The organism is Sulfitobacter sp. L-8, from assembly GCF_056859255.1.
This window is the reverse complement of record NZ_JBSXOD010000038.1, coordinates 15249-38374: the sequence shown is the minus strand read 5'-3', so window position 1 is coordinate 38374 and position 23126 is coordinate 15249. Positions and strand designations below refer to the sequence as shown.

Annotated in this window: 21 protein-coding genes and 1 pseudogene; 10 read left to right on the top strand and 12 right to left on the bottom strand. The window is 58.7% G+C overall.

The window, feature by feature from the left end; all coding sequences use genetic code 11:
* The first annotated feature begins 142 nt into the window (after positions 1–142).
* The 5 genes from AC13DE_RS05900 (at position 143) to AC13DE_RS05880 (ending at position 7668) form a co-directional block, all read left to right on the top strand.
* Entirely contained in the window at positions 143–1555 is a 1413-nt protein-coding gene (locus tag AC13DE_RS05900) for a transposase (protein ID WP_464580634.1), read from the top strand.
* A gap of 2 nt (positions 1556–1557) precedes the next feature.
* Positions 1558–2373: an AAA family ATPase gene (locus AC13DE_RS05895; protein WP_483047349.1), complete on the top strand. Its 816-nt coding sequence runs from the start codon at positions 1558–1560 to the stop codon at positions 2371–2373.
* A 201-nt stretch (positions 2374–2574) separates the two neighbouring features.
* On the top strand, positions 2575–3180 hold the full coding sequence (locus AC13DE_RS05890; RefSeq protein WP_483047348.1) for a hypothetical protein: 606 nt from the start codon (positions 2575–2577) through the stop codon (positions 3178–3180).
* Positions 3167–6859, top strand: a complete 3693-nt coding sequence (locus AC13DE_RS05885) for a DEAD/DEAH box helicase (protein WP_483047347.1) — start codon at positions 3167–3169, stop codon at positions 6857–6859. The genes AC13DE_RS05890 and AC13DE_RS05885 overlap by 14 nt, the downstream gene beginning before the upstream one ends.
* Before the next feature lie 212 nt (positions 6860–7071).
* Positions 7072–7668: a DUF6088 family protein gene (locus tag AC13DE_RS05880; protein WP_483047346.1), complete on the top strand. Its 597-nt coding sequence runs from the start codon at positions 7072–7074 to the stop codon at positions 7666–7668.
* A 58-nt stretch (positions 7669–7726) separates the two neighbouring features.
* Here AC13DE_RS05880 and AC13DE_RS05875 read toward each other — a convergent pair whose 3' ends face one another.
* The 9 genes from AC13DE_RS05875 to AC13DE_RS05835 form a co-directional block, all read right to left on the bottom strand.
* Complete coding sequence (locus AC13DE_RS05875; RefSeq protein ID WP_349540062.1) at positions 7727–8440, bottom strand: IS6 family transposase; 714 nt, start codon at positions 8438–8440, stop codon at positions 7727–7729.
* Positions 8441–8513: 73 nt separating this feature from the next.
* A complete protein-coding gene (locus AC13DE_RS05870; protein ID WP_483047345.1) occupies positions 8514–9407 on the bottom strand; it encodes a DUF2189 domain-containing protein in 894 nt (297 codons plus the stop codon).
* Complete coding sequence (locus AC13DE_RS05865) at positions 9401–9571, bottom strand: hypothetical protein (protein WP_446314317.1); 171 nt, start codon at positions 9569–9571, stop codon at positions 9401–9403. The genes AC13DE_RS05870 and AC13DE_RS05865 overlap by 7 nt, the downstream gene beginning before the upstream one ends.
* Entirely contained in the window at positions 9568–10446 is an 879-nt protein-coding gene (gene ccoP / locus AC13DE_RS05860; protein WP_446314318.1) for a cytochrome-c oxidase, cbb3-type subunit III, read from the bottom strand. Before ccoP ends, AC13DE_RS05865 begins: the two co-directional genes overlap by 4 nt.
* Positions 10437–10607 carry a cbb3-type cytochrome oxidase subunit 3 gene (locus AC13DE_RS05855; RefSeq protein WP_317406648.1) on the bottom strand — a complete coding sequence of 57 codons (171 nt, stop codon included), beginning with the start codon at positions 10605–10607 and terminating at the stop codon, positions 10437–10439. The genes ccoP and AC13DE_RS05855 overlap by 10 nt, the downstream gene beginning before the upstream one ends.
* A 4-nt stretch (positions 10608–10611) precedes the next feature.
* Positions 10612–11388: a cytochrome-c oxidase, cbb3-type subunit II gene (gene ccoO, locus AC13DE_RS05850; protein ID WP_446314319.1), complete on the bottom strand. Its 777-nt coding sequence runs from the start codon at positions 11386–11388 to the stop codon at positions 10612–10614.
* 5 nt (positions 11389–11393) lie between these two features.
* A complete protein-coding gene (gene ccoN / locus AC13DE_RS05845) occupies positions 11394–13046 on the bottom strand; it encodes a cytochrome-c oxidase, cbb3-type subunit I (protein WP_446314320.1) in 1653 nt (550 codons plus the stop codon).
* On the bottom strand, positions 13043–13219 hold the full coding sequence (ccoS, locus tag AC13DE_RS05840; protein WP_317406641.1) for a cbb3-type cytochrome oxidase assembly protein CcoS: 177 nt from the start codon (positions 13217–13219) through the stop codon (positions 13043–13045). The genes ccoN and ccoS overlap by 4 nt, the downstream gene beginning before the upstream one ends.
* Positions 13216–15393: a heavy metal translocating P-type ATPase gene (locus tag AC13DE_RS05835; RefSeq protein ID WP_446314321.1), complete on the bottom strand. Its 2178-nt coding sequence runs from the start codon at positions 15391–15393 to the stop codon at positions 13216–13218. Before AC13DE_RS05835 ends, ccoS begins: the two co-directional genes overlap by 4 nt.
* Before the next feature lie 139 nt (positions 15394–15532).
* Between AC13DE_RS05835 and AC13DE_RS05830 the strand changes: the two genes are divergently transcribed.
* The gene (locus AC13DE_RS05830; RefSeq protein WP_446314322.1) at positions 15533–15994 is read left to right on the top strand and encodes a hemerythrin domain-containing protein; all 462 of its coding nucleotides are present in this window, start codon (positions 15533–15535) and stop codon (positions 15992–15994) included.
* 10 nt (positions 15995–16004) lie between these two features.
* Here AC13DE_RS05830 and AC13DE_RS05825 read toward each other — a convergent pair whose 3' ends face one another.
* A complete protein-coding gene (locus AC13DE_RS05825) occupies positions 16005–16469 on the bottom strand; it encodes an RrF2 family transcriptional regulator (protein ID WP_317406639.1) in 465 nt (154 codons plus the stop codon).
* A 64-nt stretch (positions 16470–16533) separates the two neighbouring features.
* Here AC13DE_RS05825 and AC13DE_RS05820 point away from each other — a divergent pair, with 64 nt between their 5' ends.
* On the top strand, positions 16534–16689 hold the full coding sequence (locus AC13DE_RS05820; protein WP_165935597.1) for a hypothetical protein: 156 nt from the start codon (positions 16534–16536) through the stop codon (positions 16687–16689).
* Positions 16686–17093, top strand: coding sequence for a group III truncated hemoglobin (locus AC13DE_RS05815; RefSeq protein WP_446314323.1), 408 nt, complete (start codon positions 16686–16688; stop codon positions 17091–17093). The genes AC13DE_RS05820 and AC13DE_RS05815 overlap by 4 nt, the downstream gene beginning before the upstream one ends.
* Positions 17094–17145: 52 nt before the next feature.
* Here the strand turns inward: AC13DE_RS05815 and AC13DE_RS05810 are convergent, their stop codons facing one another.
* On the bottom strand, positions 17146–17694 hold the full coding sequence (locus AC13DE_RS05810; protein WP_446314324.1) for a flavodoxin domain-containing protein: 549 nt from the start codon (positions 17692–17694) through the stop codon (positions 17146–17148).
* 119 nt (positions 17695–17813) lie between these two features.
* Here AC13DE_RS05810 and AC13DE_RS05805 point away from each other — a divergent pair, with 119 nt between their 5' ends.
* Together AC13DE_RS05805 and AC13DE_RS05800 are read left to right on the top strand one after the other, a co-directional pair.
* Positions 17814–18746: an IS5 family transposase gene (locus tag AC13DE_RS05805; RefSeq protein ID WP_446314325.1), complete on the top strand. Its 933-nt coding sequence runs from the start codon at positions 17814–17816 to the stop codon at positions 18744–18746.
* A gap of 44 nt (positions 18747–18790) precedes the next feature.
* Positions 18791–19486 (top strand): annotated as a pseudogene (locus AC13DE_RS05800) (tyrosine-type recombinase/integrase); the annotation flags it as partial.
* Positions 19487–19589: 103 nt separating this feature from the next.
* Here AC13DE_RS05800 and AC13DE_RS05795 read toward each other — a convergent pair.
* On the bottom strand, positions 19590–23015 hold the full coding sequence (locus AC13DE_RS05795; RefSeq protein ID WP_483047344.1) for a DEAD/DEAH box helicase: 3426 nt from the start codon (positions 23013–23015) through the stop codon (positions 19590–19592).
* Positions 23016–23126 lie beyond the last annotated feature (111 nt).

Sequence of the window (23126 nt, the reverse complement as noted above, 5' to 3'; positions counted from 1 at the left end):
TGTAACGAAAAAGGCCCGTTAAATGATACTATCACCGTACCAGCTAAATGAGAATCGATTTTCCCCTTAAATATAAGGTGTGGGCCCGAGGCGGGACGGCGTCCGCTCAGCGTTCCCCTTTCGGACAGATTGGAGATGCAGAATGGACGAAGCGATGCGCCGGTTCGCCGCTCTGCGACCCCATCTGGAAGAGGGCGTTTCTCTGACCACTGCCGCCCGCGCGGCCGATGTGCCGATCCGGACGGCGCAACGCTGGTTGTCGCGATACAGGCTGGAAGGTCTGGACGGATTGAAGGTCAGAGCGCGATCTGATCGCGGCACTCGCAAGCTACCCGGGCCACTGATCACTTTGATCGAGGGGCTCGCGCTTCGCAAGCCCCGACTGTCCTGTGCCGCAATCTATCGACGCGCTGAAACTGTTGCCAAAAGCAGGGATTGGTCAGTTCCATCCTATGGCACCGTTCATTCCATCGTACAGGCACTCGATCCTGCGATGGTCACGCTAGCGCAGGATGGGGCGTGCGCCTATCGAGACCGCTTCGAGCTGATCCACCGACACAGAGCGAGCGCACCGAATGCGCTCTGGCAAGCGGATCATACGATGCTGGATATATTGATCATCGACGCGAACGGAAAATCGGTGCGGCCTTGGCTGACTGCGATTATGGACGACTATTCCCGCGCAATCGCTGGATACCTAGTATTTCTCGGCGCACCGTCGGCTCTGCAAACGTCCTTGGCGCTTCGACAGGCCATCTGGCGCAAGCTGAATCCGGACTGGCCGATCTGCGGGATTCCAGAAATTCTCTATGTCGATCACGGGAGCGACTTCACATCAGAACATCTCGAACAAGCAGCGGCTGCCCTGCGGTTTCAGCTTATTCATTCCGCCGTAGCGCGACCGCAGGGGCGCGGAAAAATTGAGCGTTTTTTCGGCACATTGAACACCGAACTGCTTCCGGAGCTGTCCGGCAACGTCGTGAACGGGAAACCAGCAACATCGCCGAAACTGTCGCTGGCCGATCTCGATGCCGTCATCGGCGCGTGGATCACGGAGACCTACAATTCTCGCACTCATCGCGAAACGGGGCTGCCGCCGCTGACGTCGTGGTGCGCCGACGGTTGGCTTCCTCAAATGCCCAACAGTATTGACGACCTCGACCTGTTACTCGTCATGGTCGCAAAGCCTCGGCTCGTGCGCCGCGACGGTGTGCATTTTCAAGGGCTGCGCTTCATGAGCACGATCCTTGCTCCCTATGTCGGCGAAAGCGTCACGATCCGATATGATCCGCGCGACCTTGGTGAGATCCGCGTCTTCCACAAGAACCGCTTCCTGTGCCGCGCCATCAGCCCGAAACATGCCCATGAGACGATCACGCTGAAAGACATACAGACAGCCCGTGCGGCGCAGCGGCGGGCCCTGCGCCAGCAGGTTAATGAACGGGTCGGCGTCGTTGCGGAATATTTCCCGGAGGGAACAGCCCGCAGGACGACCGAGACCGCGCCTCGACCGCAACGCAAGTCGAAACTCCGAACCTATCAGTCGGATGATTGACAATGACGGGACAGCGCAATGGCACATTCATCGCCACGAAAGAGCATCGCCGCTTTGTCGAGTTCGCAGCTGCGGTGCAGAAACACCGGTATATCGGAATCTGCTTCGGCACGGCTGGTGTCGGAAAAACGATGTCGGCGCGGCGTTTCGCCCGGTGGGACAAGGCCGAAGCGCTCCTGACGGAGTGGGGGCCACGCGACGCATCGGACGCCATCGCCTATGAGACATTGGCCAAGTCACGCACAGTTTTCTACACACCGACAGTCGGCGGCCCGGTTCGGGAGGTTCGGGAAGATTTACGCCGTCTTATAACCCGCGCAGAAGGTTCCATCGATCTGGCGCTCAATCCGAGCATGGTTATTCCGGAACGCCATGCTCAAGGGTCTATAGAAGTTCTGGTAGTCGATGAGGCCGAACGACTTTCGACGCAAAGTCTTGAACATGTGCGCGATATCTTCGACCGGACCGGTATCGGCGTTATCCTGATCGGGATGCCCGGCCTGGAACGAAAACTGGAACGCTATCCGCAGCTCTACAGCCGGATCGGCTTCGCACACCACTATCGCGCGCTGAAGGGGGATGAACTGACCTTCGTCCTCACCCGCCACTGGCGAAAACTCGGCCTGCAACTGGACGCCGCCGACTTTACTGATCACCAAGCGATCGCATCCATTGCCCGCATCACCGGCGGGAACTTCCGGCTGCTGCATCGCCTCTTTGTCCAAATAGAACGCATCCTAAAGATCAACGAGCTATCACTCGTTACTGACGACGTCGTCGAGGCCGCACGCTCCACGCTGGTAATTGGCGCCACTTAGCGCTGAAGGAACACCGCCAGATAACGCTGGGGATCACATGCGGCCGCCCGGATTTCACTTCATCCCGAAGATGGCGAAAGGGGAGATCATGCAATCTATCCCAATTGCCTCCCACCAAAGACGATCCGCGGCCTTTTCGGTGAGGTCATGTGCGGGATCGTAGCGGAAAACTACAGCCTAGTCGGGGGCAAGACATGGAGTGTGCCGATCTTCCTTTTCCGTGAGCATGCCCCGGTCGCGCGATACATCTTCGATCTCGTGCGAGATCCAGCACGGGTCAAGGAAGTGCACGGACGCCCTGGCAATGACTTCATCGGCCTTGAACTCGCTGTGGACGGAACCGTTTTGGCCTTTATCGCGGGGGAAGCAAAATGGCGCGCCGATCTAACGGCCTCGACGATTGACACGATCATGAAGGGCGACGGCCAGGGTAAAGGCGCAGCGCGGGTGTGGGCCGACAATGGCGTCTGGAACGACATCAACACAGCCCTGCTGATCCCTCAGGGAATTCAGCAGATCTGCGATCTCCTGAAGATCAAGGATCGCGACGGATATGCCCACACGATCTTTTCACTAGACGAGGCGCTCCTAACGGATGCTGGGCCGCCGCGCACTGACATGGTGTTGATCGCCGGCAATCGCGCGGCGACGCGCGCGGTCGGCACCGCTCTGCTTCCGACGGCGATGCCTCCCGCGGACTATACGGCTGGGCGGCCGCTGCAGATCGTCGAGATCGTGCTCTTGGGCGGCGAGAACATGATCGAACGACTCTACGCATCACTTTGGAAGACCAATGGCGGAGCTTGACGAGGAACGGAGGGCACTGGCGGAAAGCTTTCGCTTAGGTCACGCAATCGAAAATGCGCTAACGGCCCAGCAAGCGCGCTTGTTCGTGCGCTCGATACAAAACAGTTGGGGCGTCCAGCCGCTGACCTGGACGCAACGTCAGTCGCTTGAGCTGTTCAGCGACGCGCGGCGGCTGTTACATGCTGCTGGCATCTTCGAGGATACTGACGGCCCCGATAGCGAAGCGGCGGCATCCTGCTATCGCCGAGCAGGAGAATTGCTCGAATGGCTCTCGCGATCACACGATGAGGTTACACGGGAGGTTCCCACAGAGGTTCTTGCTGCAGGCGCCTATCAACTAGCCGGGCTTCCAGCGATGGCAACGGGAATTTTGCGGCGCTCTCAGGTAGGCGGTGCTGGCGGCATCATTGTCGCATTCCTGTCCTGTGACTTTGATTCTGTCCTGGGGCGCACTGCGATCTTCTGGCAGGAAAATTTCGAGCTCACGAGGCGAGATGGCTCCGCACACCTGCTGGATGCCGCCGAAGACAGCGCCGGGGGATCTTTTCCACCGATGCCGGAGCCAGGCAGAGAATCGGATGCGGAGGAACAGGATACCCCTCGTGAGGCATCCTTCAGCCCTCTCGCGTGGTACCTCGTCGTAGAGACTATCCGCTCGCTCGGTTTGTTGGCTGAAAGCCTGCGGCGGGGCGAGCAGACCCGAACGGGAATCGCCCTAGAGCAGCTGAAAACATTGGCCGATATCGCCACACGTTGGACCAATGATGAGACATGGGTAATGCTGCGCCTGGTGTTGGCAGCAGCCGAACGCTTCGTGCGGAATAGTCTGCATCGACGTGCTGCAGCTCTCGTTGAAGACACGCCAGCGGCAGCCAATCAGCTACGCCGCTTTGCACGCGAGCAATTTGGACGTGGACGCGGCGTGTTGTGGGCCTCGCAGATTAAGGGGATCGAGCGACTAACGGATGGAAACGCCTTCGCCCTCTGCACTCCGACGGGCTCAGGCAAGACGATGGTTGCCAATCTCGCGCTCGTCAAAGAGCTGCTACTTACACCTCCCGAACCCGGTGCACCGGGGCGGCTCGCCCTCTATCTCGTACCATCTCGCGCGTTGGCAGGTGAGGTCGAAGCAAAACTCAGTTCCGAGTTCCGAGGCGAGAACGTCGTGATCACTGGCCTCTACGGAGGGACTGACTGGGGCATCACCGATAACTGGCTAACGACCGAAACGCCCACGGTTCTCATCGCCACCGTCGAAAAAGCCGAGGCGCTGATGCGCTACTTGGGTACGCTGCTAATTTATCGTCTAGCTTTGCTCATCATCGACGAGGCGCATCAGGTAGTGGTGGCGGGAACGCCCAAGACAATGCGCGACCTCGCGGCACACGGCGATCGATCCATTCGACTTGAAAGCTTGGTATCCCGTATCCTCGTGCTCAAGCCGAACATAGCGCGGATCGCACTTACTGCCGTTGCCGGCGGCGCAGCACCACCGGTATCGCGATGGATTGAGGGTGATGACGCTGCTGTCCCGGTAGGTCTCGGCTATCGAAGTAGTCGTCAGCTGGTCGGGGTGCTGGAATGCCGTCCTAATCAGTCCCCTTTCATCACTTTGGAACTGAATAACGGGCAGCCACTCTATGTGCGAGGTCGCGATGCACCCGTGTTCCTTGCGCTCGGCTTGCCGCCGATGCCTGACCCGCCAGCGGGGGTGAAAAACAGCCTGCATCATTATGTACAGATCCACGCGCTATGGACGGCGCTGCATCTCGCCCCGAGCGGTCGGCGTATACTGGTGTCGATTACTCAGGGCCCAGATCGCGTAATGCGGCGCTATGCCGAAGCCTTTGATCTGGCGGGGTGGTCTGCAATCGCCCCCTTTGCGCTGAGAACTGAGGATGCGCGGCGGCTGTTCGATGAGGCGCGCGCGGCCTGTGTCGACTATTGCGGCGAGGGGTCAAGCGAGGTCCGCCTACTTGATCGCGGCATCGCCACTAGCCATGGTCAGATGCCGCAACGACTGCGGCGCCTAATGGTTGAACTGATTGATAAGCAGGTGTGTCCGATCACGGTCGCCACCGCGACATTGACCGAAGGGGTCAACCTACCTTTCGATCTTATCATTCTCCCGAGCCTAGAGCGTATCGTCGAGTTCGGCACTAATGGCGCGCCGGTAACCGACATCATTCCTACCTCGGAATTCCGCAACCTCGCGGGGCGCGCAGGACGGCCCGGGGCGGCGGAAGCGATGGAAGGCCTTACTCTGGTCTGCGTGCCAATGGCGAACAGCGCGACGGCGGCGAGCAAGCAAGACGAGCAGCGCAGACAACGTGACGCCTATGTCGCAAACCTCAACCGGATGCTCCATCTACTGGCGCTCGAGGAGTCGGCCGACCTCGTGGTCTATGCGCCGCTGCAGACATTGCTGGCGTCGATCTGGACAAAGTTGCGAGATCACCTCGGACTGCGAACCGTGGCCGACCTACACAATTTCCTTGAGCAGACGATGCCCGAGGGGATCGGGACTGATCTTGGCGTCGGTTCGCCTGCACTGCTCGACATGTTAGGTGACAGCCTTGACGAGCTCGATGGTATAATCATCGCTGCCGTCGACGAAATCGAGACGCTGGAAGGCTTGTCTGCGGCGTCGCTCGAAGCCGCCTTGAGCCGGGTGTGGCAACGGACCTTCACCCGATATTCAAGTGCTGTGGAGAGCTGGATGGAGGCAGCCTTCATCAAACGCGGCCAAGCTGTGGTCGAGCGTCTATATCCCGACCCGGTTCAGCGGCGAACCCTCTATCAAATCGGCTTCACCCCCTATGTCGGTCGCCAGTTCCAGCAGGTATCGCCTCAGATAAACACCCTCCTCAAGGCAGCAGCCGATTATGGCCGGCGATCGCCGGAGGCGCGCTTTAACCTTTTCTGGCAGATCGGGGAATTGGTACGAACCGGTCGAGGGTTCGGGTTTACTTCACGTGGGGCTACTGAAACCGCACTAATCGGGCGCTGGCACGAGGTAGCCGGCTGGTGGTTACAACGTGAAGGTGCACCACCGCCACCGCCGGTGGAGTTGAGACGATGGCAGGGATTTGTTGCGAACAATCTGGAATTTCGTCTCGGGGTGGCAGTGGGCGCTGCCGTTGCAGAAGCGTGGAATGCGGGTGCGGGCGAACTTGAGGTGCCGAGTCTAGACACGTGGCGAGCAACTAGCGGCTTGCCATGGATCGGTTTCTGGTTCCGCGAACTTTTACGTTGGGGAACATTGGATCCGTTTGTCGCCTTCTCGCTCGCGCAGGGGATCGTCGGAACAAGGGACGAAGGTGCTGCACGACGTGTGGATTATGACTTATGGCTGGTCCAACGAGGCACCCCGATTTCAGATGAGGACCTGATCGACCCGCAGCTCTTTATCGAATGGTACAGGTCATTGCCTAAGCCGGATCGGGTCGCGGTACCGCCCAGGACAGTGGGTGCAAGCTTTACCGAAGTGGAAGGGAAACTAAGTCGGTATGCGGTTCGGCCATTGCCTACTCCTGATGGCATTATCTGGCTGGATCCCGCAGGCTTTCTGATCGCTCGGAGCGCCTCGGTGCCTGGCGAATCTGACATAGATTTGTCGAGACGGGACTATGAACTGGTAAACGATGGCTCGGGCGTCCGGATCATTCGAACTTATTAAGTGAAATCATATGTCAAAATACCAGTTTCGGCCGTGCCGCGCGAACCCAATTGGTCATGATTTTCACTCGCCATTGATCTCCTCCTTTTGATTCAGAGCCGCGGAGAATGTGTCTAGTGGTTCGACTTGGCACTAGGCTAGACTGACCCACGGAAGCCTCAGCTTGAAAACTGTCAGAAACCAAGCTATATATCTGACACTTGGAGGCGAACATGCAAACCACATCTCAAGCGATCAAGGCCTATGCTGAAGCGCTGCCGGAGGGCGCGACCCTGTCGGCGCGGGAGTTGTTGCACATCGGAGAGCGTGCGGCGGTGGACCAGGCGCTGTCGCGGTTGGTGCGGCGAGGGGAGCTTCTGCGTGTGAAGCGGGGATTGTTCGCTCTGCCCGTGAAAACCCGCTTCGGGAACCGGGCGCCCTCGGTTGAGGCCGTGGTTGAGCACATTGCGAAATCGACAGGTGAGCGCGTGTCGCAAAGCGGAGCGTCGGCAGCGAACCTGCTCGGTATCTCGACGCAGAATCCTTCCCGTCAAGTTTATTGGACCTCCGGGCCGAGCCGTCATCTGAAACTCGGAGCGCAAAGCGTCGAGCTTAAGCATGTGCCGAGCTGGCAGCTTCGTGCGCCCAACAGTCGCGCCGGTCACGCCTTTCGGGCGCTTGCCTATTTCGGCAAGTCCGAAGCTGCTCAGGCTTTGAGGCGCATCAAAGCGACGTTGAACGAAGAGGAGCAGCGGGAGCTTCTGAGCCTTCGCGCCTCTGCGCCAACCTGGATGGCCAAGGAACTTAGCGCGCTTGCGCCATCACAATGACAGAAAGGGCATCGTCAAGTTATCGGCGTTCGTGGCGACGAAAGCCCGGCACCGGGTCTTAAACAGCCTTCAGCTCACGCGTGATATCGTCCCAGATCCAATGGGCGTCGGCTCGAGTCTGACGGTAGGCTGCGGCTGAAAGTGTATGGCGGCGCGGACGGAAGATGGTTTGGACCTGATCATGAACGGAAAGAAATCGCTGGGCTTGTCTCGGTGACTTAAACCTCCCCATAATCTTTTCTCGCCGTCGGGTGGGGCGATGTGACCCTTCGGATCGATTGTTAAGGCCTTTGTGGCTGCGGTGCTCTATTCCCGGAGCAAGCTCCTTCAGAGCGGCGCCATAGCTTCGGAGTTTATCGGTGACGATCACCCGTGGCGCGCCAAATGCCTTGAATAGCTTGCGGAAAAATCGACTTGCAGCCCGTTTATTGCGCCGGGATTGGACGAGGATGTCCAGCACGTCGCCTTTGCTGTCGACGGCGCGCCATAGCCAATATTTCTTGCCGTTTATCGGAAGGACGACTTCGTCCAAGTGCCATTTGTCCGCCACTCTGGGGCGATCTCGGCGGATCTGCTTGGCATAATGCGACCCGAATTTCGCAAGCCAAGCTCGGATGGTCTCATAGCTAACCACAATGCCACGCGCGGCCAACAAGTCCTCGACATCGCGCAAACTCATGGGAAATCGGTGATAGGCCCAGACGGCGTATCCGATGATTTCAGGAGGAAAACGATGGCCTGAAAAGGCACCAGATTGCTTAGGTTTGGTCATGCGCCCACGTACACGGCTTTTGAGATGTCTCGCAACTTGACGATGCCCTTAGGCATGGACTTCACACTTCCGTTTAAGCCGGCCTTACGAACATCCGCTCACTTTCGCCCTGCTGACGTTCGTCGGGACGCACTGTGCGATAGGCATGCCACGTAGCGTGCCCCAGCACGGGGAAAACAACAACCAATGCTAAAAACCCAGTCGCTAGAGACAACACGGTTAGCACGACCACGATGCTGCCCCATAAAAGCATCACGGGCAGGTTGGCCCAAACCATTGCCATCGAAATTCCCATAGCCGACAGCGCATCTGTGCGCTCGGTCAGCAACATGGGCACAGCAAAAACACTTATGGCAAACGAAAAGGCTGCGAAGAGAGCGCCAATGACACCGCCCGTCACAAGAAGTGCCCAGCCAGTTGGGGTGAACAGAAGCATTGGGACCAGTTCATCCGTGCCGGGGAAGTCGACCAATCCAAAAAAGAGAGCGTAAATAAGGACAGCAGCCCGTTGCCACAAAAGGAACAGACCGAGCAGCAACACCCCCATAAACAGCGCTTGGTGCTTTGACGCGGGACGCGCAAACAACATACCGCCCATGGAGATCCGCTCATTCGCCTCAATCCGACGGCTCTTCTCATAAAGGCCAACCGCGATCAGCGGGCCGAGCAGCACAAAGCCCGCAAGTGCCGGGAAGAGCGCATATTCAAAGCGGAATTGGAACAGGCCCCAGACCACCAGTGCCGAGACTGCAAAGACGAGAATGCCGTAAAACAGGCTTAACGATGGATGGGTAAGAAAATCCGACCAGCCACGCTTGAGCCAAGTAAAGGCCATGCTTGCAGGCAGTTGTCGGGAATGTGGGCTTTCGCGCGGCAAGGGCGGGGTTACTTGGGGGATGATCCCCCCTGCATGTGGATTGTCAGGTGGCGGTGGAGAGTCAGAATGGTTGGTACGGTCGCTCAGCATGATGGTTTCGCTACACGATTGGCAGCGCCCTCTTTGTGCGATGGAAGAAGAACGCAATCGGGTTGCGTCCCGATCGCGACGGAGACAAGATGCGCATTCGCTGCGACAAAGCCGGAAACCAACAATGCCGCCCCGGCTGCTGCCCAGATGCGTGGTCGGGTCATGGCTGCCCCTCCGCACTGCGACTTTGGATGTACAATGTTAGCATCATCCGATCTGCGTCGGTCAGACGATTTTCCCAGGCGGGCATCCAGCCTTGGCGGCCGTCGTGGATTGTTTTGAACATAGTCGCATCATCTCCGCCATAAACCCAAGCTTCGTCTGTCAGGTTAGGCGCACCCATGTCTTGAATGCCGAGAGCGTTCTCGCCATGACAACTTGCGCAATTCTCAGCGAAAATCGTGGCGCCCTCTTCCAGACGGCCGGCGGGCAGGTCCCGCTCTATGCCCGAAAGAGACTGCACATAATCAACCACAGTCCGGATCTGAGGGCGGCTGAGCAATCCATCGCGACCAAAGGCGAGCATTTGGGCATAGCGAGTCTCCGGATGCGGTGCGTTGATCCCCACCCGAAGGGTTTCCATGATCGTCTCGCTATCACCCCCCCAAAGCCAAGCGTCGTCAACAAGGCTCGGATAGCCGGGCGCCCCGGCAAGATCCGTTCCATGACAGGCCGCGCAATTGTCGCCAAATAGCGTAGGTGCTGTACGATCAACATGGGCCATGAGTTCAGGGATTTCCCGGATCTCCTCGGCCGAAAGCTCCCTTAGCGGGGCGCGCCATTCATCAAGCGTGCGGTAGGCCTTGGCGACCTTATCCTCGACCACAATAGCTTGATCATAGTTCAGCAGACCTTTCCAATAGGTGTTGATGAGCGGCCAAGAGGGCATCAACACCCAGTATACCAACGCCCATATGTGAGTAACGGCGACAAAAAACCAAACGATGCGAGGGACGCGGGTGTTCAGCTCTGTAATGCCGTCCCATTCATGCCCAGTGGTTTCGTGACCTGTGAGCGGATCGCGCTTCTTTACCGACATGGGCCCTCCTCATCGTCCAGCACGCTTTGCGCAGCCTTATCGAACCGTTTTCCTAAGCTTGGCCAAAAGGCATAAATGGTAATCCCAATCGACAAAGCGATTAGGTAGAATAGCCCAAAGGACTTCGCGATATTTGATAGGGTCTCATAGCTTAGATCCATGATCTCACTCCCCGTCAGCTATTTGAGTTTTTTGAGGCAGATCAGTCAGGCCGCCCATGATCTGTAGATAGGCGACGAGAGCATCCATTTCGGTCAAGCGGTCCCGGCGGCCATCGAAGAAACGGATGTTCGTCGCCTCGCCATAGCGTTCCTCAACCGCATAAGCCCGATCGGTATCTGGATAAGCCTGGCCGCGCGCATCGTCTGCCGCGTTCTCAATCTGCTCATCGCTATAGGGCACACCCACGGTGCGGAGTGCCGCCAAACGGTCCGGCAAGCTTGCGGTCTCAAGCGGCGCATTAAGTAGGAAGGCATATTGCGGCATCACAGATTCCGGCACCAAAGAGCGAGGATCGACCAGGTGCTGCACCTGCCATTCATCCGAGAATTTCTCCCCAACCCGCGCAAGGTCCGGCCCGGTACGCTTTGACCCCCAAAGCATCGGGTGGTCGTACTGGCTCTCCACAGCCAGCGAATAGGGGCCATAGCGGTCCACCTCGTCGCGCAGACTGCGGATCATCTGACTGTGACAGGCATAGCAGCCTTCGCGGATATAGATATCGCGCCCTGCCTGCTCCAGCGGAGTGTAAACACGCATGTCGGGAGCTGCTTCGACGGTCTCGTCAATGCTGAACAGCGGCGCGATTTCGACAAAGCCGCCCACAGCCGAGGCCGCGATAATCCCAATTGTCAGAGCCATGGAATGCCGCTCGGCACGATAGTGGCTCCGCGCATGGAATTCAAAAAACTTCGAGAAGGGTTTGAGTATTTTACGCAACATAGCCATCACTCCGCAGCTGGTACCGCGGGTTCACCCGCTTCGGATTTGGTCGGATAATCGAGTTCCGGAGTGTCCTCACGGACCTTTCTAATTGTCATGATGACGTTGAAAGTTCCAATGATGGCGCCCGAGAGAAAGAAAGCCCCGCCGATGGTGCGCGCAACATAGTAGGGATGCATTGCGACTAATGAGTCGGTGAAGGAATATGCCAGCGTGCCGCTTTCGGTGTAGGTGCGCCACATCAGGCCCTGGATTATGCCACTGTTCCACATCGCAAAGACGTAGATGACGGTCCCGCTCAAGGCGAGCCAGAAGTGCCATTCGACGAGCTTTGGCGAATACATCCCCTCACGCCGCCAAAGGACCGGCACCAACGCATAAATCGACCCGAAAGTGATCAGCGCGACCCAGCCCATGGCCCCGGCATGCACATGGCCCACGGTCCAATCGGTGTAATGAGAGAGGGAGTTCACGGCGCGGATCGCCATGAAGGAGCCCTCAAAGGTCGACAAGCCATAGAACACCGCCGCGACCATCATAAAGCGCAGCGTCGCGTCGTCGCGCACCTTGCCCCATGCGCCATTGAGCGTCATCAGCGCATTGCCCGCACTGGCCCAGCTTGGGATCAGCAGCATCACCGAGAAGGTCATCCCCAGCGTCTGTACCCATTGCGGGACAGCGGTGTAATGCAGGTGGTGCGAGCCCGCCCAGATGTAGAAGAACACGATGCCCCAGAACGACAGGATCGACAGACGGTAGGAATAGATCGGTCGCCCTGCTCGCTTAGGCAGAAAGTAGTAGAGCATCCCGAGGAAACCCGCGGTAAGAAAGAAGGCCACGGCGTTGTGCCCGTACCACCACTGCGTCATGGCATCCTGCACGCCCGAAAAAGCCGAGTAGCTTTTTGCCGCGCTAAAGGAAGCAGGCACCGCGAGGTTATTGACGATATGCAGAACCGCCACGACGAGGATAAACGCCATGTAGTACCAGTTCGCCACATAGATATGCGGCTCGTTGCGCCGTGCCAGCGTCCGCATATAGAGTACGAAGTAAGTAACCCAGACGATCACCAACCAGATGTCGGCATACCATTCCGGCTCGGCATATTCCTTGGACTGGGTGATCCCCATCAAATAGCCCGAAGCCGCGATGATGCAGAACAGGTTGAACCCCAGCAGAACGAACCAAGGCGACACATGCCCGGCCAGGCGAGCGCGAGAGGTGCGCTGCATCACGTGATAGGAGGTGGCGATCAAAGCGTTACCGCCAAAGCCAAAGATCACGCCCGATGTATGCACAGGCCGGATGCGGCCAAAGCTTGACCAGGGCGCATCAAAGCGCAAGTCCGGCCAAGCCAACTGCGCGGCCACCCAGACGCCCATGCCCATCGCGATCACCGCCCAGAAGAGAGAAATCAGAATACCGATCTTGGTTGGATCATCGTAGTAGCTCGCCGTGCGGTCTTCTACCGGCGCTGGTGCATAGAGCGCATTGCCGACGACAAAGAACAGACCGCCCGCGAAGAACATGGCGATCCAACCATGGACCCCCATTGCGTCGCCACGCCCTACAATGGCAAGCGCAAATCCCATTATGGCCAAGCTTCCAGCAAGCAGCATGGCCTGTTGGCGTTCCGCAATGGTTAAACGTTCCATCATCTGAGTTCATCCTTTCGGGGAGGCATCGGAGTGTCGTTGTCGTCATGAAGGATGCGCTCCGCATCGCCTTCAAGATCTTCATACTGGCGGTTCCGGAGGCTCCAGAAAAAGGCTCCAAGACCTGTTAACCCCATTACCAGCGTTACCGGGATAAGAAGGTGCAGAATCGTCATGCTGCTACCTCTCGCAAACGGGGGACGTATGGGGCCGAGCGGCGCCTATTCAGCCGCAGGGAGTTTGCAACCACGGCGATGGAAGATCCTGACATGGCAATCGCAGCAATCAACGGCGTGACATGCCCCGCGATCGCCAGCGGAACGGCAATACAGTTGTAGGCAATCGCGAGGCCAAAGTTCTGTCGCACGGTGGTGGCGGTGCGCCGCGCTACCTTAAGCGCCTGTGGAACTGCATCCAGCCCGTCACGCAGAAAGACAAAATCAGCCGCCGCACGCCCCGCTTCGGTGGCGGAGGCAGGCGACATTGAGACATGGGCCGTGGCCAAGGCGGCAGTGTCGTTCAACCCGTCGCCAACCATCAGCGGGCGTTCACCTTGGGCCAATAAGTCTTGCAAATGCGTGACCTTTTCTTGCGGGGTCAGCCCGGCCCGCGTCTCATCGATCTGAAGCCGTGCCGCGACCCGCGTCACCGCAGTGGCGGCATCACCCGACAGAATTTCGCTCGACAAACCGGCGTCGCGCAGGGCGGTCACCGCGTCAACTGCGCCATCGCGGAGCGTTTCGCGCAGAGGGAAGCGCTGCATTTCCGCACCCGCAAAGGCAAAGGCAGGACCGTCCCCTCCTGCAATGTCCCCGGCGATTTCCGCCACCCAAGAAGGGCGGCCAAGTCGTGCAAAGCGCCCGTTTATTCGGCCCTCAACGCCAAAGCCGGGATATTCGCTAACCTCATCAACGGGCAAAGCAGGACCAATTTGCGCCGTGGCGATGCAACGCGCAACCGGGTGCGCGGAATAGGCCGCAAGGGCTGCTGCCGCGCAAGTGTCGGGCGTGGCAGCAGGGCTTTCAACCAGCACCGGGCTGCCATCGGTCAGCGTGCCCGTCTTGTCCCAAACGGCGCGGGTGGCATTGGCGAGCCGCTCAAGAGCGGAACCATCTTTAATCAGGATGCCTTCGGTCATCAAGCGGCTGGACGCCACGACATGCGCCACCGGGACGGCCAAGGCCAGCGCACAGGGGCAGGTGACGATGAGCACGCTGATCGCGACAAAGGCGGCGCGGTGCCAGTCGCCGGTGGCGAGCAACCAGCCGACGAAGGTGGCGAAGGCGACAATGTGAATGAGCGGCGCGTAAAGCTGTGCCGCCCGGTCGGCGATGCGCACGTAGGTGCTGCGGCTCTCTTCGGCACCCGCCAGCATCCGCATGGACATGGCAAGAAAACTTTCCGAGACGGGCCGCAAGGCAACAGCATCCACCGGGCCGGTCAGGTTCAACGCCCCTGCCTCAACCTCATCCCCCGCCGCCACGGCAACCGGGGCGGATTCACCGGTGACGAGGGAGCGGTCGAGATCGCTGGCACCGGAGGTGATGCGCAGGTCCACTGGGGTGCGCTCGCCCGCGAGGATCCGCAGCACCATGCCGGGACAGATCGCATCGGCTGCCACAACGCGAAGCGCACCCTCGGATGTCACCTCCCACGCCTCGCGCACAGCAAGACGCTGCAACCCGGTCATCGCCGAACGGGCTTTGCCGCGCATGCGGTAATCCAGGTAGCGCCCAATTAGCAGAAAGAATGTTAGCGTCACCGCCGCATCGAAAAAGACTTCATCGCCGCCGCGCAGGGTTTCAAAAATGCTCAGCGCCAACGCCAACGCGATGGCCAGCGCAATCGGCACATCCATATTCATGCTCGCCCGCCGCAGCGCACCCCATGCAGAGGTAAAGAAGAACCGCGCGGCATAAAGTACGATGGGCAGGGCTATCATGCCTGAGATCAGGTGGAAACTGTCGCGTGTCGCATCCGAGGCACCCGACCAGACCGCGACCGACAAAAGCATCACATTCATGGCGCCAAAACCGCTGACCGCTACAGCCTTAAGTAACGCGACTTCAGTCTCATCTTTTGCTTCTGCTGACAGATCAGCACTGTGGATCAAACGGCTCGGGTGACCGATGCTTTCCAGTTCAGCAAGCACGTTCTGCAACGCGCCATCTGCCTCAGCCAGCGTCACATTGATCCGCCTCAGGGTAAGATTTGCCCGCACCCGCGCGACACCAGGCATGCCTGTCAAAGACCGCTCAATCTTTGCCACGCAGCTGCCACAGCGGATCGTGGGCGCGGTCAAGACGACGTCCTGGAAGATAGTAGGGTTGGTTGGCTGATCGCTGCGCATGTCTAGGACCTGAAAAGTTCTTTGTCTCGTCGATCTATCAGAACATTATAAAATTCTTTGACGTAAATCAAAATACGCATTCTAAAAACCTATATTACCGTAGCCCTGGTAGCGCACCCGATCCACGGAGGCAATGTGAATGTTAGTAAACAATCCGAACACCCAATCCCGCTCCAAACGCATCCATGCGTTTGGAGCGGGATTGGCGCAGCAGGAAATTCTCTGCAGCGCATTAGAAGACTTAGCTGACACGCTGCCCCGCCAACTCGACACCTACGCAGCAGTCCGTCTAGCCGGTCGTCTGGTACCGACATTAACTCAGTGCCAGTCACTTGAAGAAAGAGAGGTATTTCCACTTCTACGGCAGACCAGTGACACATCGGCGCAAATGCTTGATAGGTTGCATGCTGAACATATCGAGGATGAAGATCACGCCGCGATGCTGGCTGATGCAATCAACGGTTTCGCTCACGATCCGGCGCAAAACGATGCTGAAGCCTTAGGATATTTCTTGCGCGGACTGTTTCAACCGCTGCGCCGTCATGTTGCGTTTGATCGCGAGGTAATTTTGCCGATGTACCGGCACGCACTGAATAGATAGCGTTCAAGGATTACTGCGCGGTATCCGCTTCAATGCGGAGCATTGCTGCCATGGTCCCTCGGGGCCCCAGAACATCTGCCAGACTGTAGCCGTCCAGAGTAGCGAAGAAGGCTTCTTGCGCGTCTGCCAAAGGGCCTCGAAGTCCGCAAACCGGCAAGATAAGACAGGTTTTGTTGCCTCCGAAACATTCAGCTACAGGCGCGTCTTTTTTTAGAGCTCGAAGAACGGCACCCACGCTGATCGTTTCGGCAGGATGGCGAAGCGTAAGGCCGCCGTTCCGGCCACGTTCTGATATTACAAATTCTTCGCGCGTCAACTGTGTAGCAATCTTCGAAAGATGGTTCTCAGATATCTGAAAAAGCTTGGCGATTTCCGAGGTCGCCACGCGGTCCGGCGCTCTCACCGCAAGGGTGATAAGGATGCGAAGGGCATAGTCTGAGAATTTATCAAGCTGCATGAGTACAATATTTAGCATTTGCATTACGCATTTAAAAGCGTGTATATATTAAGCATTATAAATACCCATTAAGGATGTTCTCATGACCCTATCCGAAGCATTCCTCTGGCCCGGCACGAAAGTCTGCGAGCGGCTTGGTGTTGACCCCGAAGGCGAAGCAGGTCTGATCCGTTGGATGGTCAACACGCTTGTCTATCTGATCCTGAGCCTCATTTTCGTCTGGATCTTTGCCGTATGACAATGCCGCCCCGCATTGCGGTTACCGAAGCTCAGATCGACCGCGTCGTAGCGAAGTTTTACAGCGCGGTCCGGCGGGAGCCGACCTTGGCACCGATCTTTGCCGCCCATGTGACTGAATGGCCTGCACATGAAGAGAAAATCGTATGTTTCTGGCGCAACGCCCTGTTGTTGCAGCGCAGCTATGAGGGCAATCCGATGCATGTTCACCAAGCTGCGGGGAATGTGCATCCGGAGCATTTCCCGATTTGGCTTGAGCTATTTGACCAAATCTTGGCCCAAGAACTCCCCGCCGATCTCGCGCAAAGCTGGTCCGCCTTAGCACATCGGGTCGGGCGCGGGCTGAGCTATGGTCTGAAACCGAAAGAGGCTGCCGGCGCTATTCCAAGGCTGTCGCTGCACTGATTAACGGTCCCCGCCTTTTCATTGAAGCGATCGTCATCTTCCAACAGAGGGATTACGCGTGTGCAGTGCGACCAAGTGAGGTTGCCGCAAATCCCTCCAACCGATCGGTCAGCACTTCCCAATCCGTAAACTCATGGTCATTCGTCCCCATCTCGAACTCCCGATCATTCAGCACCACAAAGCGCACCACAGATTTCGCGAAGTAGTCGTAGCTGTTCGGTTTCACAGCGCCCTCCGCGAGGACAACCTCATCGGGCGTAAATCCCGTGCGCATTTGGGTTTCAATAACATATTCCTCTGCCTCTTCCCGCCCGTGCTTGAAGGCCGCGCTGAGGCTGACGGAGATGAGCATAACCGGCCGCAACGACAGCCACGCACGACGGGCTTGCATGAAGGTCTCAAGCGCAGGCGAATGGCGACGTTCGTGGACGGAACCCACCAAGATCACGCTTTGAACAGCGGTCAGATCCGGTATATTGCGGGTCTCTCCCAGATTGAGGACGGTCGTCTCGTGGCCTTTGCGCGCCAGTCTATCAGCCGTAAACTGGGCGATCTTGACCGATTGGCCTTCGGTTGTGGAATAAGCGATGAGAATATGCATGGTGCGTTCCTCCTTTGTGATACGGCCAAGCATATCGCGCCTCACGGGGACTAACGGCTTTGTTGCACAAATAGGCTGATGGGATTCACTGTATGAATCCAGCTTGATAGCTGAAGGCCATGAGCAGTTGGGCCCCTACAAAGTATAAGACCAAGAATTGGTCGTCTTACAATGACAGTTTGAAGCAGCGCGGATCGTTATCGATCTGGTTTGATCCAGAGATGGTTTGGACACCGCTACCAAGCGGCAAATGTGGTCGGCAGCAGCAGTTCAGTGACGCCGCCATTCAAGCCTGTCTGACGCTGAAGGTCTTGTTTGGCCTGCCGCTTCGCCAGACAACTGGGTTCGTTCAGAGCCTGCTGCGGTTGGTCGGATTGGACTGGGCAGTGCCGGACTTCAGCACCTTATGCCGTCGACAGCGAACACTGAACGTGAGTTTGCCTTATCGCGGTTCCAGAGGTCCGCTGCACCTCCTTATCGACAGCACAGGCATCAAGGCCGAAGGTGAAGGCGAGTGGAACGCTCGCAAGCATGGTGGTCCCAAACGCCGCGTCTGGCGTAAGATACACATAGGCATCGATGAGGAAACGCTTGAAGTCCGAGCGGTCGAAGTCACCGGCAGCAACATTGGTGATGCTCCCATGCTGCCCGAACTCTTGACCCAAATCCCGTCCGATCAGGACATCGGCAGCGTCACCGCAGATGGCGCGTATGACACGCGAAAATGCCACGAGGCAATTGCCGCGAGACGTGCCCATGCCGTGATCCCACCACGCAAGAATGCCAAGCCTTGGAAGCCTACGAGCGACGGAGCAATAGCCCGCAACGATGCGGTCAATGCGCAACGATATCTGGGCCGCACTCTGTGGCGACGCTGGAGCGGATACCACCGCCGAAGTCGCGTAGAAACGAAGATGCATTGTGTGAAACTGCTCGGCCAATCGCTGATGGCGAGGGACTTCGAAAGGCAGGTCGCGGAAATCCAAATCCGCATCGCAGTCCTCAACCGCTACACCGCTCTTGGCATACCCATCACTGATCCCGTAGGCTAAATCCGTCTGGGGTAAGGGGAAGAACGCCCTTCACCCGATTTGTGCAACAAAGCCGCCACATCGCCTCCGTGCTTGCCGGGATCAAGCGCAGGCACGCGCGACCGCCGGTTCGGAAAGAAGCAATCATGGCCGACGATATACTCGCTATGGTGGGCAGCCTTCCCTTCGATCTGCGTGGGTTGCGGGACCGCGCGATCCTGCTGTTGGGATACGCGGGGGGTCTGCGCCGATCCGAAATCGTCAGCCTCGACGTGCACAAGGACGACACGCCGGATTCTGGTGGCTGGATTGAGATCTTCGACAAAGGCGCCCTGCTCACGCTCAACGCGAAGACCGGCTGGCGCGAGGTCGAGATTGGCCGCGGTTCCAGCGATCAAATCTGCCCGGTCCAGGCGCTGGAACAATGGCTGCACTTTGCAAAGATCGACTTCGGCCCTGTCTTCGTCGGCACCTCGCGGGATGGCAAGTGCGCATCTGAAACACGCCTGAACGACAAACATGTCGCACGACTGATCAAGCGCACGGTCCTCGACGCCGGCATCCGATCCGAACTGTCCGAAAAAGAGCGCCTGGCGCTGTTTTCCGGCCATTCCTTGCGCGCCGGTCTCGCGAGCTCTGCCGAAGTCGATGAGCGCTACGTCCAAAAGCATCTTGGTCACGCCTCAGCCGAAATGACCCGCCGCTATCAGCGTCGCCGCGACCGGTTCCGCGTAAACCTGACCAAGGCTGCGGGGCTGTAATCTTCGGACCTTCGGCGCGTTTGCCAGAAATGGTCGGTAACATCTCAAGCCGGAAGAGCCGCGTTCGCATGCTTTGGCGCAACGTCTAGGCGGCGAGCCCCTGTCACACCCCGAGCGGCGCAAACAGATCTTGCAGTATCGCCTCGTCCAGCAACGGGCCAGCCTGTCCCCCATCCTTGTCGAACAAGGCGTCGGCCAGCGCCTGTTTGCGCGACTGCATGTCAAGTATCTTTTCCTCTACTGTGCCTGCGGCGACCAGACGATGCACGAATACCGGTTTGTCCTGACCTATGCGATGGGTGCGGTCCATGGCCTGACGCTCCACAGCTGGGTTCCACCATGGGTCATAAAGGATCACCGTATCCGCCTCGGTCAAGGTCAGCCCAAGACCACCGGCTTTCAGGCTAAGCAGGAAAACCGGCGCAGTGCCTTTCGCGAAGCTTTCCAGTACATCGGCACGCTTTTGCGTCTGGCCCGTCAACGTCAGATGGGGGATGCCGGCGGCGGCCAGATCCGCTTCGATCAGACGCAGCATTTCAACGAATTGCGAAAACACCAGAACGCGGCGACCCTCGGCCACCAGCTCGGCCAGCAATTCAAGCAATCGCGAGCGTTTGGCGCTGTCCGCCACCGCGCGCGCCGCGTCAGTCTTGACCAGCGCCGGGTCGCAGCACACCTGCCGCAGCTTGAGCAGCGCATCGAGCACGGTAATCTGCGCTGCGGCCAGACCACGGGCGCTGATCGCCTCGCGCACCCGGGCATCCATGGTGCTGCGTACGGCTTCATAAAGCGCTTGCTGCGGCTTTGACAGATCCACCCGTTCCAGGATTTCGGTCTTTGGTGGAAGCTCGGTTGCGACCTGCTCCTTGGTGCGGCGCAGCATGAAGGGGCGCAGCCGACGGTTCAGACGCGATTGTGCGACCGCGTCACCATGCTTTTCGATCGGGGTGCGAAACAGTTTCTGAAACCCCTTCCGATCCCCCAGAAGGCCCGGATTCCCCCAGTCGATCAGCGTCCAAAGGTCTTGCAGCGAGTTTTCCAGCGGCGTGCCGGTCAGCGCCAGCCGCCCCTTGGCAGGAATGTTGCGCAGGCTCTTGGCCATTTGCGAGGCAGGGTTCTTGAGGGTTTGCGCTTCGTCCAGGATCACCAGAGGCCACTCTGTCGCTGCCAGCCAGTCATGGTCGCGCGCCAGCAACGGATAGGTGGTGACGACCAGATCGGCGTGCAGAGCCTCCTCGCGCAACGCCGCCCGGCCTGTGCCATGCAGGACCACGAGGCGAAGATCCGGAGTGAATTGCGCGGCCTGCATCTGCCAGCTATGCAGCAGGCTGGTCGGAACGATCAGAAGCGCCCGGCCAGCTGCGCCTGCTTCGCGACGTGCCTGCAAAAGGGCCAACACCTGAATTGTCTTGCCCAGCCCCATATCATCGGCCAGGACCCCGCCAAAACCGGCTTCGAGCAAGCTGCCCATCCAGGCGGAACCATAGGCCTGATACGGGCGCAAATGCGCGCGCAATCCCTTTGGTGGGGCAAAGCTCTCAGCCTCGGCCAATGCCTTCAGGCTGCGGGCCAGTGGGATGATCCCGGCATTGTCGGCGAACCTCACCGAGCTGCCTGCCAGCGCCTCTTCTGCCAACCGGGCGACATCAGCATCCGACGGGTGCAGCGCGCCCAGTTCAGCATAATGCGTCAGCACCAGATGGAGTAGGGGCGCCAGCGGACTGAGATCCAGGGGGGCATAGCCCGCCTTGCCCCGGTTCAGGTAAACCGGCTTATCGGACAGATGCTGCGACAGGACGTCGACATCCGGCACGGCGTCCCATTCGTCACGCACCTGTTCAAGAAAGGCCGCGATCAGGGGCGCGACATCCACTGGCTTGCCGCCGATCTCGGCTTGAAACCCCAGCGAGAACCAGTCGTTGCCGTGGAATGTGTCGCCCGCCTCGGCCTGTGTTGCAACCGTCAGCGCGGCAGCTTCATCGCTCAAACGGAAGGGCCACTTTGATGTTTCAATGATTTCCCAGCCTTCGGTCCGCAACCCGGGCAGCGTCCGGAACGCAAACTCGAGACCATCGCGCGACGACGGGAGGCGCATACTGTTTGCGCCCATCTCCTCCTCAGCGAAGACGAAATCGCATTGCAGCATTCGAGCGCTCGGCAAAAGGTAGTCCACATCGTCAACGGGTATCGCCCCTGCATCCATCAGCCGGATGACGCAAGCAGCTTCCCATTGATGATCGCGCGTCAGCGTTACAACCTCGTTGTTTTCAACGACCCGGGGGTCGGCCTCGCCTTCCCAAACCTCCTGCCCGTCATAGACAAAGCGCAATGTCAGTGTTGGCAGAGTGACAGAAACGCTGTCCCAACGCCTATAGCCGTCACGCGCGCTCTCGGCTCCAAGCGTCAACCGAGCGATGCGTTTATGGGCCGCGCGCCGTATCTGTCGCGCCACATGCGGCGGCGGCAAGGCCAGTCCTGCGAGCGTGGCGGGCATCTCCGCAGCCAGGGCCGTCGCTTCATCGGGCGCGACCTCGGGTGCGCTTTGGACAAGGTGTAACGCTTCGATCGGCACTGGCTGTGCCAGCGCCCCGATCTGCCCCCGCGCAATGTTCGCCCATAGTGTCGCCCCATCCAGCGCCCGCAAATCCAGCTGCGCGCCGGTCTCGCTCTCAAAACCCAGCTTCTGGCTGCCATTGGCCGCCATGCGCCAGGCCAGCCTGGCCTTCGGATGCGCTTCTGCCCAGGTCAGCTGAGCATCCGAAGCATTGTCATGCAGGAAGCGACCCGTGTCGCACAACCGCCGCATCAGGGCCAAAACATCCTGACCCATAGGCCTGAACGCATCAGGCAGGCTGTAGCTGTAATGCGTCTGCCATAATCGCGTTTGCGCCAGCGCAGACAAAAGCTCCAGATCGGTCGGTCGGATGAATTTTGCCACAGCGTTGCTGCGCAGGGCATGCAGCGCATCATAGCGCCGGATCGCCTTGTTCAGGCCCGTGCCAGCGGCATTGATACGGCCCTTGTAAATGTCGATCCTGACTTTTGGTTCATTCGGGATCAGGACATAAAGCAGGCGTTCCTTCACCTTGTCCGGATAGTCCTCGGGACGTGCCTCAGGCGGCACTAGGGCTGTCGGCTGCTGCTTGACGCGGGTCAGCCAACCCCGCACCGGTGCTGCCAGTTGCGGGGAGCTGATATCGCGTTCCGCCGATGTCATCAAAACAGCGACCACGTGCTTGCAATTATGCCCCACCGGGCAAGAGCAAATCCCGTCCACAAAGCTGTTGCTCAGGGTAATCCGCTGCTGGTAGCTTTCCCCGCGCCCATTCAACACACGCCCGCGGATACTCCCATCCGGCAGAAGCTCGAGCGTCGCGACCAGACCGCGATGCGCATAATCTTGACCGCGTTGCAGCGTGCCGACATCAAAATATTCCCTCAACCGTAAGTCCATGCAACACTCCAATTCCCGCCCCGCAGACCCGGCCCACAGGTCTGCCGCATATTCTTCCAGATAGCGGTTTTCCATTGCGCCGCCTATGTGGAACTTACAGACAAAAAAGGTGGCACCAACCTCCGAAACCTTATTCTTCTGCCATCAATCGGTCGATTGGTGACGTGATCCGCAATTGGAAAAAGC